Here is a 13,295-nt window from a genome sequence, read left to right as displayed (position 1 = left end):
GCGTTTGCCCGCCGGCAACGAATGATGGCGTGGGCGGCGCTCGATGCGGGGAGGGGTTCTTTACCGAACCTGGAGCATGCGAGCCTTGTCAGCGTGTCGAAATTTTTCAGCTGCCGGTGGATCGAGCGAAGTGGCGCCTATGGATGGCGGGCATGGATGCGCTCTGGAGGTCGCGTCAAATGAGCCCTCGGCTCGCAATAGACTGTTTGCGTCGCGGTGATCGAGCCAGTCCCCGAGATCAGTGGAATCTCGCTTGCTCGTCGCTTGCCTTCTCCAATAAAGCTCTGCAAGAGCGATAAGATGCCTAGGCGCAGGATACTCGCTAACGCGAAACAGCGACTTGGCTTGCAAGTCGTCCTCACATCAAGGAAGGGACTATGAAGCGCCAGATCCGGCCATTTATCGTGGAACTGAAACAGAGGCGCGGTAAGCAGAAGCCAAGCCATTCGATCTGGGGCGATCTCGACCTGTCCAAGATTGCCACGGAGATGACGCAGCCGGGCTATGCTGCTCCGCTCCCAAATTCGGAGGTCATTGACTTCAGTATAAGACCACTTGATGCTGAAGAAGGGGATAAACCACAAGCGGAGTATATGATGGCCGATTTTCAGGACGCTCAGACTGTTCAGACGACAGTAGCGCCAGCCAAAGTGGAAGTGCCTGAATCGAAGAAGAAAGTTCCGCGAGCAAAGAAAGCGAAGTCAGAGCTCGTAAAGCCGGTCCGCAAGAACGGAGCGAAACCTGCGCCCCAGGCGGCCGAACCTGCGGTGGCAGTGAAGACCGCCCGGAAGACCTACTCTGAGAAAGAACGCGCCCAGAAGCTCGCCCAGATCGAGAAGTCGATCGCTGGCGGTGCGACCAGCAAGATTGCGGTCGGCCAGGCCGGCATATCGGAGCAGACCTACTATTATTGGAAGAGGGCTGTGGCGCCCGCTTCGGACAGCGGCGATCTCCGTGATCTTGTCGCGCTCGAAGAAGAAAACAAGCGCCTCAAGAACCTGCTTGCCGACCGTCTGCGCAAGGAAAATGCCGAGCTCAAGAACAAGCTGGGCCTTGCGTAAGACATACTGAGCCACGTTGGAAATTCCGCCCGACGCTCAAAGGGGTAGCGGCGGCATATCGCCTTCGCCGACCCGCCACACCCAAGAGCCGATCTCCGGTCGCGCGGCGATCATTTCGTCGAGCGACGCTTCGTAGTTTTCGTCCGCTCCGGCCGGAACGACAAAGAGCGCTATCGGGTCGTCCCTGTTCTGAAGCAACGCATTGGCGATCGGCTGGTCGGGTTGCAGGTCAAAGCGCAATCCCTTCACGCTCTTCTCGCGAAGGCAGGCGAGCCCATCGACGAGCCTTTTCTCCGGGACCGTCTCGTAAGGAATCCAGTTCTCGGAGACCACCATCAACGCAATCTCCTCGACAATGGCGAGGCCGGCCGGGTTCAGTCCGAACGTCGCGATCGTCATGAGATGCGAGCTGGAATCCGCTGCCCAAAGGGACAATTCTTTTTCAAAACGCGCCTGCAAGCGGCGATGCAATGCATCGTCGATCATGAAGGGAAAACCGGGCAAATGCCTGATGACAAGTTTCTGACCGGAACGAGCAGGAACAATCTCTTTCACCTCGCCGACCAGGACGAGCAGTTTTCGGGGGCCGGATTTCGGCGGGAGCGCCGTGCCGAGAACCGCGTTGCGACGGTGCTCAATGGCTTGCTTGTTCTCAGCGCGAAATGGCTCGGGCACGAACAGGATATCCGCGAGCGGGCCGCCCCTCACCGTCATTTGCCCGGCAGCCTCGAGCAGATGCCAGCGGACATTCCACCAATGTCGCTTGCCAGCCCAGCGGGATGTCCAGACCGTCAATTCCGCTTCGTGCCAGAGAAAATGAAGGAGGCCACGCAGCGACATCCTCCTGGGATCGGCGGTTAGACTGGCGGAACTTTGCCCTGCAGGCACGGATGCGGCCCGGCTCCCTGTCTTCGACAGGCTGAAGTCCAACTTGAGGGCCGCCAGGCCGCTTTGCGGATCGAGCTGTATCGCGCTGCCCATCAAGGCGCCCAGGCCGGACAATTCGTAAGGTGATTCATATGAATCGCAGGACGGATCATGCCCACCGCCGCTCAACGGCATGCGCTTGATCAGATGGAGATCGCCGATGCGGGCGATGTACATCGGGCAGCCCGGCTCGCGGCACAGGCATAGCGGACGCTCGGTGCGGGCATAGGCGTTCGCCAGCGCCGCCTGCAGGTCAGGCGCTCCCTCCTCATAGACCGCACTGCCAATTTTGAACCGTCGCATCACCTCCACAGCTCCAGGTCGCCGCCGCATCCCTGTCCGGCATTCAAGTCATGGCTTTGCGCAGAGCGCAACCCGTTTGTTGCATCAGCGCTAGAGGCAGAGGGGAGCCGGGAGAAGTGCGGCCCGGCTGGCGCGGAGAGAGTGCCGGCGTGAGGGCCGCTCTCCCTCTCGCGAAGGACATCTCCATGAACATCGTTTCGCCCACATCGATCGTCGCCCGGACGGCCGCTTCCCTCGTCGCGCCGGCACAAGACGCCGTCAACATCGCCCAGGCGATTTATAAGGCGGCAATGCGGCTTCTGCCTTTCCTCGAGCAGGGCGAGCCTGTCACCACCCCCGCACTGCGCACCGCCATGACGACAAGTTTTGGCGGCAGCGATGCGCAAGGGTTCTGGGTGTGGAAGGACGCCTATGAGGCGCTCGAAGTGGCCCAGGTGCTGTTTCTGCGCCGGTTCGGTTCGGCGATCCTGTCCCGGTCGAGCACGTCCCAGGCAATGCTGGCGATGATGACGCGCATCGCGGAACTTCTTCCCACCCATACGCGGCGCTCCGACGAGAGCCAGGCCATGCAGCAGCTCTCCACGCCCTTGCCGCTGGCTTTCGTCACGGCGCACGCCGCGGCGATCGCATCTTGCGACCTCGTTCTCGAACCCTCCGCCGGCACCGGTCTGCTCGCTGTCCATGCCGAGATGACGCGCGCCTCGATCGCCCTCAACGAGCTTGCCGCGACGCGGGCCGATCTCCTCGGCCTGCTGTTTCCACGGTTCCCGGTCTCGCGGCACGACGCCGCCCATATCGACGATCTTCTCGACGCGGCTATGAAGCCGTCTGTCGTGCTGATGAATCCACCCTTCAGCGTCGGCGCTTATGTCGACGGGCATGTCGCCGATGCGGCATGGCGGCATCTCTCTTCCGCATTCGCGCGCCTGCGCGCCGGCGGGCGCCTGGTCGCCATCACCGGCACCGAACTGTCTCCCGAAAACCCCAAATGGCGGCCCGCCTTCGAACGGCTGCAGGAGCAGAGCACCGTCATCTTCACCGCAGCAATCGACGGCCGTGTCTACGCCCGCCATGGGACAACGGCCGAGACCCGCTTGACCATCATCGACAAAGTTCCTGCTAGCGACCCGACCGGCTTCGTCCCGTCGCCCGGCAAGGCTATGGATGTCGGGACGCTGCTCTCCTGGATCTCCGCGCTGCCGCCCCGGACACCGGGCGGCTTCCCGGACTCGATCGGTGCATTGTCCAGCGGCATCCTGCGCAATGCCGCCATGCGTATGGGCGCCCGATCGCGGGCGAGGATCGCACCCCTGGCTGTCTCGGCTGCTCCGAAGACCATCCAATCGGTCCGTCCGATCGCGCGGGCGAAGCCCACTCGCCAGGACATGGCAAACAGCACACCGGCGGTCCCCCTCGCCTATGAATTGCGCGACTGGATGCCGCAGCAGAGCGGCCGGCTCACCGACACGATCTACGAGCCCTACGCGCTCCAGTCGATCGATATTCCCCGCGCAAAGCCGCATCCGACGCCGCTCGTGCAGTCAGCCGCAATGGCCGCCGTCGCGCCGCCAAAACCTTCCTATCGGCCGCTTCTTCCTGATGCGATCATCGACGAGGGCCTGCTGTCGGACGCCCAGCTCGAAAGCGTCATCTATGCCGGCGAAGCCCATTGCGGCCATCTCGCCGGCGCCTGGACGGTTGACGAGACCTGCGAGGTCGTCTCGGCCGCACCAGAAGGGGCTGCGAACGCTGTCCGCTTCCGCCGTGGATGGTTTTTGGGCGATGGAACCGGCTGCGGCAAGGGACGGCAAGTCGCAGGCATCATACTCGACAATTGGCTGCAGGGGCGCCGCCGTGCGATCTGGATTTCCAAGTCGGACAAGCTACTGGAAGATGCCCAGCGCGATTGGGCGGCACTTGGTCAGGAAAAACTTCTCGTCCAGCCGCTGTCGCGCTATCGGCAGGGCACGCCGATCCGCCTTGCCGAGGGCATCCTGTTCACGACCTATGCGACGCTCCGCTCGCAGGAACGGGAGGGCAGGAAATCCCGGATCGCTCAGATCCTCGACTGGGTCGGACAAGAGGCGAGGAGGGACGAAGGCCCGACGGGGAACAGAGAAAACTCGGCGGGAAGGGCCGAAGGCCAGACAGGAATTGGAGAAAACCCGTCGGGGGCGAAAAAATCGTTCGATGGCGTCATCGTCTTCGACGAGGCGCACGCCATGGCCAACGCCGCTGGCGGCAAAGGCGAGCGCGGTGACGTGGCTCCCTCGCAGCAGGGCAGGGCTGGCCTGCGTCTGCAGCACGCGCTGCCCGACGCCCGCATCGTCTATGTTTCGGCCACCGGTGCGACCGCGGTCGAGAACCTGGCCTATGCGCAGCGTCTCGGCATCTGGGGCAGCGAGGATTTTCCATTCGCCAACCGCGCCGAATTCGTCGCCGCGATTGAGGATGGCGGTGTCGCGGCGATGGAAGTGCTCGCCCGCGATCTCAAATCGCTCGGCATCTATGCGGCGCGGTCGCTCTCTTATGACGGGGTCGAATACGACCTGCTCGAGCATGCATTGAGCGACGAACAGATCCGCATCTACAACGCCTATGCCGATGCATTCCAGGTCATTCACAACAACCTGACCGCTGCACTCGAGGCGACCAACATCACCAGCAAGGCCGGCACGCTGAACCGCGACGCAAAATCGGCGGCGCGTTCAGCCTTTGAGAGCACCAAGCAGCGCTTCTTCAGCCATCTCATCACCTCGATGATGACGCCGACCCTGATCGGCGCGATAGAGCAGGACCGCGCCGACGGTCATTCGGCGGTCGTGCAGATCGTCTCGACCGGCGAGGCGCTGATGGAACGACGGCTGGCCGAAATCCCGACCGAGGAGTGGTCGGACCTGCATGTCGACATCACGCCGCGCGAGTACGTCGGCGGCTACTTGATGCACTCCTTCCCAACCCAATTGTTCGAGGAATATTCGGACGCGGAAGGGAACGTCTATTCGCGGCCTGTCCACGACGAAGATGGCAATCCGGTTCAATGCCGCGAGGCCGTTCGCCGGCGCGACGAGATGGTCGAAAAACTCGCATCGCTGCCGCCGGTCGGCAGCGCGCTCGACCAGATCATCCACCACTTTGGCACCGACACCGTCGCCGAGGTGACCGGCCGGTCGCGCCGCATCCTGAAGAAGACCGGCCGCGACGGCATCGAGCGGCTGGCCGTGGAAAACCGCCCTGGCTCAGCCAATCTCGCCGAGACCCAGAGTTTCATGGATGACGACAAAAGCGTACTGATCTTCTCCGACGCCGGCGGCACAGGCCGCTCCTACCACGCCGATCTCGGGGTCAGGAACCAGAGGCTGCGCAAGCACTATCTGCTCGAAGCCGGCTGGCGCGCCGACAACGCCATCCAGGGTCTCGGACGGACGCACCGCACTAATCAGAAGCAACCGCCCTTATTCCGGCCGATGGCCGCCAATGTGAAGGCCGGCAAGCGTTTTCTGTCGACGATCGCACGACGGCTGGACACACTCGGCGCCATCACGCGCGGCCAGCGCCAAACCGGCGGGGCAGGGCTCTTCCGGTCCGAGGACAATCTCGAAAGCCCCTACGCCCGCGCAGCTTTACGCCAGTTCTACTGGCTGCTGCACCAGGGGAAGATCGAAGGCTGCTCGCTGACGACCTTCGAGACCGTCACCGGTCTGTCGCTGACGACCGACGAGGGCGGGTTGCGCGACGAGCTGCCGCCGATCACGACCTGGCTCAACCGCCTGCTGGCGCTGCGCATCGAGACCCAGAACCTGCTGTTCGAAGTGTTCGAGCAACTGATGACGGCGAAGGTCGAGGGCGCGATCGCTGCCGGCTCCTATGACAAAGGCCTAGAGACGATTGCGGCGGAGAGCATCGTCGTCACCGATCGTCGCACCGTCTACACGCATCCGGTCTCGGGCGCGCAGTCGCACGTGCTAACCGTCGCGCGCAAGGACCGTGTCCGGCCGCTCGGCCTCGTCGACGCGCTGGCCATCGTCCGGGCGGAGCCGCAATCGGTCCTGCTGGTCAACACGCGATCGAGCCGCGCGGCGATCCAACTACCGACCGCGAGCCTGATGCTCGATGACGGGGCGATAGAGCACCGCGTGCGCCTGCTTCGGCCGACGGACGAGTTGCGCTTCGGCCTCGACGCCCTTGCCGAAACCCACTGGCAACCGGCCGACCGAAAACTGTTCTGCGATCTGTGGCAGGCAGAAGTCGCCGCCGTCCCGGAGTTCACCACCAGCACGTTCCACATCGTGACGGGTCTGCTGCTGCCGATCTGGCGGCGGCTGCCGGACCATGATTGTCAAGTCTACCGGATCCAGACCGATGCCGGCGAACGCATCATCGGGCGTCACATCGCGCCAACGCTGATCGCGACCCTGTTGCGCAATCTCGGTCTCGACGATGTGCCGACCCTCGCTCCGGACGAGGCGTGGACCGGCCTGATCGAGGGCCGGATCGGGTTGCAGCTTGCCGACGGCATGATCCTGCGGCGCAGTCGCGTCATGAACGACTACCGCGTCGAGCTGATCGGCTTTACCGACGCGATGGTCCCGCGGCTGAAGGCGCTGGGGCTGATCTCCGAAATCATCTCCTGGAAGTTGAGGCTGTTCATCCCGACCGGCGCGCAAGGCTCCGCCATCCTTGCCTCACTTCTCGATCGCCACACGCTGATCGGGGTCACCGACCGCACTGCGGCACGGTGATGGGAGGCGATCATGACCGGCTCAGCCTCCGAGCTGGCACGCCGTCTTGGCGAAGATGCCGAGGCGGTGTGCCGCGAATATCTCTCCAACGGTCATCGCTCCGGCAATTACTGGATCGTCGGTGATGTCCGCAACACGCGCGGCCGCTCCATGCACGTGCGGCTGAACGGCAACGCCAAAGGGCCTGCGGGGAAGTGGGTCGATGAGCAAAACGGTGAACATGGCGATCTGCTCGATGTCATCCGAGAAAGCTGCGGCCTCATCGAGTTCCGCGACGTCGCGGATGAAGCGCGTCGGTTCCTCGCCATGCCGCGACCGCAGGCCCAAGACCCGGGCGCGCAGCGCCAGCCTGCCGCGATACGCGGCTCCCCCGAAGCGGCTCGTCGCCTGTTCGGCATGTCGCAGCCGATCGCCGGCACGCTGGCCGAACGCTATCTGGCCGGCCGCGGCATTCTGCTCTCCGTGCATGAGCGTGCGCTGCGCTTCCATCCCGGCTGCTACTACCGGGATTTCGTGACCGGCGAGACGCGGACCCTTCCCGCCCTCATCGCCGCTGTCACCAGCTTCGACGGGCAGATCACCGGCCTGCAACGCACCTGGCTTGATCCCTCGGGTCAGGGCAAGGCGCAACTCGCCGATCCACGCCGCTCTCTGGGTCATCTCCTGGGCAACGCCATCTGGCTTGGCCTTGAGCCCGGTGCGCTCGCCCCGGTCATGGCCGCCGGCGAGGGGTTCGAGACGATGGCGTCGCTTAAGGTGGTGATGCCGGCGCTGCCGGTTGCCGCCGCCACTTCGGCCAATCACCTCGCCGGCCTGATCTTGCCGCCTGGCTGCCGTCGCCTCTACATCGCAGCCGATGCCGACGCCGCCGGCCGGCACGGCATCGAGCGTCTCAGCCAGCGGGCAGCCGAGGCCGGGATTCTCGCCTTGGTGTTGCGGCCGCAGCTCGGCGACTTCAATGACGATCTGCGTCATCTCGGCCCGGCCCATCTCGCGGCATGGCTCAGCGACCAGCTTGTCCCGGAGGATGCCCGTCGCTTCCTGCCACCCGGATGAATGGGTCGGGCCGGCACGCGGGCCGGCGCGACGTCGCCGGATAGCCTGCAGGCATGGCGGCGGTCCACCGGAGAGGCCGCGCCAGCGGCCTGCCTGAGAGGCGACCCCTGCCACCCCCCGGTCACGGCCGCAACGGCTTCGCCGTCCTCCGCTCGCGCTCCGGCCTTCGGTGCGGCCGCGCCCGGCGCGCGGCCGGGATGCGCTGTCAGGCCGCGATAGGCGCGGCCACAACCGACGGAGACACCGCCATGACCTACGACCTTCCTCTCGACGACGCCTACGAGCCCTACCACGCCTCCTCGCCGACTGACCGCGTCATCCTCGAACTGCAGATGTACGGCCATCGCCCGCATCAGGACGAACCTGATCCTCGGCCACTTCCCGACGACGAAGTGATCCGGGCCGGCCTCGCCGGGATCGTCGAGACCTTCGCCGGCATGCTCGGCGACACCAGGCTCGAACCCGACCTCGACGACCTGCTCTGGTCCTTCGCAAACGTCTTCCACCGCGCCGCCGAGCGCGTCGCCCGCAGCCTCGACCGTAACGAGGACGCCCAGCGCTCGAGCCAGAACGAGCAGGACGGCTCGGAGGTGAAGTCCGTCGAGCTGGAACGGCTCACGGCCGAGGGCATCACCTACATCGAGCGCCGCAACGTTCTGGAAATCATGCGCGACGAGGCGGCCGACCTCTACGAGGCACAGACGGGCTCAGCATGGCGGCCGCGCACCGGCTCCAAGGTTTCCCATCAGGCGATGACCGCGGCGGTGATCGACTCCCGCGACTTCCTCGCGGCACGCCGTCGCGCCGAAACCGAGGTGCTGGTCCCGGCCGGCACCAAGATCGCCTTCGCTGGCGGTCTCGACTGCAACGAGCACGACAGGATTTGGGAGGCGCTCGACAAGGCCCGCGAGAAGCACCCGGACATGGTCCTGCTCCACGGCGGCAGCCCGCGCGGCGCCGAACGCATCGCCGCCTGCTGGGCCGAGAACCGCAAGGTCACCCAGATCGCCTTCAAGCCGGACTGGAACCGGCACGCCAAGGCCGCTCCGTTCCGCCGCAACGACCAGCTTCTCTCGGTGGTGCCCTACGGCCTGATCGTCTTTCCCGGCTCCGGCATCACCGACAACCTTGCCGACAAGGCGCGTCGGCTGGGCATTCCCGTCTGGCGGTTCGCGGAGGGCGGCGCGTGAGCGCCGTTTTCTTGCAAATCCAGAAAATCCAGATAATATGGAGACTGATCAAGGAGTCCAGCCATGCGCCAGTTCACGACGGGGGATCTCAACAAGCAGGTAGGCGACGTCACCGACGTTGCCAGCCGCGAACCCGTTATTCTCACCAAGCACCGGAAACCCCGGTTCGTGCTGATGAGCTACGAGCACTACGAACGGATGCGCATCGGCGGCGATCCCCGCCGCGCATATCATGTCTCCGAGATGCCGGAGGAACACACGGAACTCTTCGCCGCCGAGATCGACCGCTTGGCGCGCGGGGAAGGATACGATGATGAGCGGTAGATTTCTGCCTGGTCAGGTGATCTCCTACCCGTATCTTTGGGCATGGCAACACGAGCGCGGCGAAACGGAAGGCCGCAAGAGCCGGCCGACCTGCGTCGTCATCACTGTCCGCGGCGCAAGAGATGGCCTGACCCATCTCGCGCTCCTGGCGATAACCACCCAGCCACCGACCAGTGATCGGGTCGGTTTGGAAGTCTCCGCTATCGAGTGCCGCCGCGCCGGTCTGACCGATCTCAAACGCTGCTGGATCGTGGTTGACGAATACAACTACGATATTGCCGAACGCTCCTGGTACATCGAATCCGACGGCAAGCCCCTCGGTCGTTTCAGCAAGGCATTCATGATGAAGATCGCAGGCGCCTTTATCGAAGCGCGCAGCGAGGGCCGCCGCGTCAGCCGTCTGGATTGACGTTCTCTTTTTGCGGCCATGCGCTCGATCCAGGGCGTGAGCCTCTGGCGGGCTGACAAAGACAACTAGCTCCAAGCGCGAAGCGCCACTAGCCAGATGCGCGTAGCGCCTCCGGCAGCGGCAAGGTCCGGGCGCGCCGGCCTGCGGCCGGTCGGGCTCTAGTCGCGGCGTCCCGCCGCTCCCCGAGCCGGCTTGGCCGTCTCGGCCTTCGGGTGACGATCCCTTCTTCTGTAATCGGTGGTACCTAGTCAATGGTCAGATCAAGGGCATGACCTCTTAAAAGGGTTGTTTCGGTTGCCGTTCGATTTGCGCGGTTCTAACCGCATCCTGGATCTCTCTTCTGTTCGGGGTCCGTCGCTAAGCGCGGCCCCATGATGGGCTACGAGGGTCAGCCGTCCAATCTCGCAGGGGCGCGGTTTACATCGCAATGTGCCGCTAGGATCGTCACGGACTGGCTTTCCCGTCGTCCAGGCTGGGTTTTAGCGCAAGGTTGAGAGTGCGAAGGGTATCGGCTATGTCGCCGGTATCTGCACCTCATCCCCCGGCTCGAACCGGCTCCCGGATATCCAAATACGGTGCATGATGACCGCGAGTTTTCGCGCGACCGCAACAGTTGCCTTTTTTAGACCGCGACGGCGCGCGATTGCGATTCCCCAGGAGCGAAGCCGTGACTGTTTACCGATCCGGGTCATCAGGGCCGATGCAGCTTCGTAAAGCAAATGGCGCATCATCCCGTCGCCGGCTCGACTGATCCGGCCTGCTCTATCGATTTCTCCAGACTGATAAATCCGAGGGGTCAGACCAAGGAGCGCTCCTGCTGCCTTCGATGAAGAGATGCGAGCGGGATCATCAACTGTCGCTCGGTAAGCAAGGCTTGTGATGGGACCTACGCCGGGGATCGTCATCAGCCGCAAGCAGACGTCGTCACGTCGAGCTGCGCGTTGGAGGACCTTGTCCATCTCTTTCCGTTCGTTTCCGAGTTGTTCAGCCGATCGCAGAAGCGGCCCGATCGCGATCTCCAAAGCCGGCTTTTCGGCAAGCAATTCGCGTACGCGTTCAGAAAACTTGCTGTGATGCGTCGTTCCCATCTTCAGCCCGTGCATTCGTAGGAGCCCGCGGATCGTGCCCTGAATTTGAAGCAAGGCCGCCACGATTTGCCGCCGCGCCTGAAGTGTTGTTCTCACCATCTGCGCTTCGAATGATTTCACATGGACGGCTCTATAATGTCCGATGCGCATCATTTCGGCGAGGCCGCGAGCATCATTCTTGTCCGTTTTGACGGGCCGCGTGGAAAGAAACCGCTGAGCATGGTTCGTCTCAACGCAAACAGCCGTAAAGCCTGCTTCCGTCAAATGACGATGCAACCACTCAGACAAGGGGCAGGCTTCCAGCCCGACCTTGTCAATGTCGACCTGCCAAGCGGTGAGTTTGTCGATGATGGGACCAGGTTCGCTATCCACCTTCCCTTGCCAGACGATTGTGCCGTCAAGCTCAAGAATGCAGATAGAAGTTTTATTCAGGGAGATATCGAGTCCTACTACTTTGCGCATACCAGGCTCCTGTCTTGGGGAATCGGCAGAAACACTAGCAGGTGCTGGCGCTGACGACCGATTACCCCATCTCGCGCAGGGCCCGCGGGAGAGGGCGGCTAGCGCGGGGCGGGGGACGCTGGAGAGAAGGAAAGTCACCATGTCGATGATATTCATAGGTGGATCACGCGAGATATTCGAGCTGCCGGAACCTGCCATCGCTCGCATCGGCGCAATCGTTGCTGCCGAGCATGGCGTGCTGGTTGGCGACGCGCCTGGAGCCGATGCCGAGGCGCAGGGCCTGCTCGCCGGGTACAAGTATGAGCATGTCGGCGTCTTCCATGCCGACAAGGAACCCCGCAACAATCTCGGCGACTGGGCCGCCTACCATGTTCCTTCTCCTGAAGGAGTTCACGAGCACTGGTTCCACGCCGCCAAGGACCGGGAGATGGCGCAGCGCGCCGACTTTGGCATGATGGTCTGGGACGGCGCATCACCCGGTACGGCCGTCAACGTGTTTCGGCTCGCCATCGCGAACAAGCCGTGCGTGATTTACGATCTGACCAGGGGCCGGATGGCGACGACATACAATGTGAAGGACTGGTGCGCCATGCTCCGCCATGCCGGTCCGGACATTCGCCGCCAGGTCGAAGCCCGCATGATGCCGGACGAGCGTCTGGCGTTGCCAGGATGATGGATGCGGTCCAGCCGACAGCCCGGCGGGGTCCTTATGTTCATCCGGCTCCTCGCCGCCTAATCCACTTGTATGAGCGGGCGGAGCCGGCCCCTTTTCCACGCGCAGAGCGCCGGGCGTTGTGCGGATGATCATCTTGACCCGTCTCGCCTCTGAAGCGGGTGCAAGCCTGCCGAACAACATCCTGGCTTGCCGGGTCATCCAACCTGACTGCGCGGTATCGTCCCGAGGGGCGTGAAGTTCGCTGCCAGCCGGCTCCGATCTCGAAACCGCTATGCCGCCATTCCGAACACGCAAGGAGGTCACGCGCCGGGCTGCTGTTCGATGTGTTGGCAATGCCGACGACATGACCCGAGAGGCTGCAGCATGTTCCTGCGATCCGGCAGCGTTGCGTCGGCGGTCAAGCGATGGCGGCCTGGGTTCTTGTCCATCTGCCGCATCCGGGGCCATTCCCGTTTCATGTCGCCTTTGTAGACGACCGCCTGCTTTGTGCGGTCAACCCCCCGTTGGGGGTACACTCGGCGAATATTCAGGAAAATTCGATTTCTGTTTTTGGTCTGCGGGCAGGCGAAGGGCCTGCCCGCAATTCTTCGGCAAATAGAATTTTCCAGAATTTTCGCCGAGATGACCGCAGCAGGACGGCCCTCTCCTTTGGCGCCATCGGGAATGGTCCCGATGCAACCGAAGGAGAACTACCATGGCCACCACGATCGCAAACCTCACCACCAAGGCCGACGGCTCGATGGAAGGCGTCTTTGCCACGCTCCGGGTCAATGCCCCGATCACCCTCATTCCGAACACCAACAAGTCGCGCGAGGACGCCCCCGACTACCGGATCGTCAACAAGCGCACGGGCTTCGAGATCGGAGCCGGCTGGCACCGCATCTCCCAGCGTTCGGGAGAGGAGTACCTCTCGGTCAAGCTGGAAGCCCCCGAGATCGGCGTGATCTTCGGCAACCTCGCTCCCGCCCCCGGCGGCGAGGAAAACAAGAAGGTCATCCTCTGGAACAACCCCCAGTGAGGCATCGGTGGCCGGCCCCGCAAGGGGCCGGCTCCCCAC

General features: G+C 63.6%; 11 protein-coding genes. 8 read left to right on the top strand and 3 right to left on the bottom strand.

From position 1 onward, the window contains the following. The first annotated feature begins 377 nt into the window (after positions 1-377). Positions 378-1,061, top strand: coding sequence for a transposase (locus JG747_RS35270; RefSeq protein WP_244748466.1), 684 nt, complete (start codon positions 378-380; stop codon positions 1,059-1,061). Between the two features lie 36 nt (positions 1,062-1,097). Here the strand turns inward: JG747_RS35270 and JG747_RS35265 are convergent, their stop codons facing one another. Beyond that, on the bottom strand, positions 1,098-2,291 hold the full coding sequence (locus JG747_RS35265; RefSeq protein WP_199201355.1) for a DUF1173 domain-containing protein: 1,194 nt from the start codon (positions 2,289-2,291) through the stop codon (positions 1,098-1,100). Positions 2,292-2,476: 185 nt separating this feature from the next. On the opposite strand from JG747_RS35265, the gene JG747_RS35260 reads away from it, so the two are divergent. From JG747_RS35260 to JG747_RS35240, 5 genes are all read left to right on the top strand, one after another. Then, on the top strand, positions 2,477-7,033 hold the full coding sequence (locus JG747_RS35260; RefSeq protein ID WP_199201354.1) for a strawberry notch family protein: 4,557 nt from the start codon (positions 2,477-2,479) through the stop codon (positions 7,031-7,033). 12 nt (positions 7,034-7,045) lie between these two features. Next, complete coding sequence (locus JG747_RS35255; RefSeq protein WP_199201353.1) at positions 7,046-8,089, top strand: DUF7146 domain-containing protein; 1,044 nt, start codon at positions 7,046-7,048, stop codon at positions 8,087-8,089. Between the two features lie 248 nt (positions 8,090-8,337). After that, a complete protein-coding gene (locus JG747_RS35250) occupies positions 8,338-9,279 on the top strand; it encodes a DUF2493 domain-containing protein (RefSeq protein ID WP_199201352.1) in 942 nt (313 codons plus the stop codon). 63 nt (positions 9,280-9,342) lie between these two features. Continuing rightward, the gene (locus JG747_RS35245) at positions 9,343-9,603 is read left to right on the top strand and encodes a type II toxin-antitoxin system prevent-host-death family antitoxin (protein ID WP_057143280.1); all 261 of its coding nucleotides are present in this window, start codon (positions 9,343-9,345) and stop codon (positions 9,601-9,603) included. Beyond that, positions 9,593-10,012 carry a hypothetical protein gene (locus JG747_RS35240; protein ID WP_199201351.1) on the top strand — a complete coding sequence of 140 codons (420 nt, stop codon included), beginning with the start codon at positions 9,593-9,595 and terminating at the stop codon, positions 10,010-10,012. The genes JG747_RS35245 and JG747_RS35240 overlap by 11 nt, the downstream gene beginning before the upstream one ends. A gap of 512 nt (positions 10,013-10,524) precedes the next feature. On the opposite strand, the gene JG747_RS35235 is transcribed toward JG747_RS35240, so the two are convergent. Further along, on the bottom strand, positions 10,525-11,562 hold the full coding sequence (locus JG747_RS35235) for an IS110 family transposase (protein ID WP_199201350.1): 1,038 nt from the start codon (positions 11,560-11,562) through the stop codon (positions 10,525-10,527). A gap of 139 nt (positions 11,563-11,701) precedes the next feature. On the opposite strand from JG747_RS35235, the gene JG747_RS35230 reads away from it, so the two are divergent. After that, the gene (locus tag JG747_RS35230; protein WP_199201349.1) at positions 11,702-12,235 is read left to right on the top strand and encodes a hypothetical protein; all 534 of its coding nucleotides are present in this window, start codon (positions 11,702-11,704) and stop codon (positions 12,233-12,235) included. Positions 12,236-12,275: 40 nt separating this feature from the next. Here JG747_RS35230 and JG747_RS37975 read toward each other — a convergent pair whose 3' ends face one another. Further along, the gene (locus tag JG747_RS37975; RefSeq protein ID WP_446720631.1) at positions 12,276-12,572 is read right to left on the bottom strand and encodes a DUF736 family protein; all 297 of its coding nucleotides are present in this window, start codon (positions 12,570-12,572) and stop codon (positions 12,276-12,278) included. A 360-nt stretch (positions 12,573-12,932) separates the two neighbouring features. Between JG747_RS37975 and JG747_RS35220 the strand changes: the two genes are divergently transcribed. Further along, positions 12,933-13,256 (top strand): DUF736 domain-containing protein, encoded by a 324-nt coding sequence (locus JG747_RS35220; RefSeq protein WP_006205585.1) that lies wholly within the window; start codon positions 12,933-12,935, stop codon positions 13,254-13,256. Positions 13,257-13,295: the final 39 nt, after the last annotated feature.

Origin of the sequence: Mesorhizobium sp. 131-3-5 (assembly GCF_016756575.1) — a bacterium.
Lineage (GTDB): Bacteria > Pseudomonadota > Alphaproteobacteria > Rhizobiales > Rhizobiaceae > Mesorhizobium > Mesorhizobium jarvisii.
The sequence above is the reverse complement of the archived record's forward strand: the minus strand, read 5'-3'. Positions and strand labels throughout refer to the sequence as shown.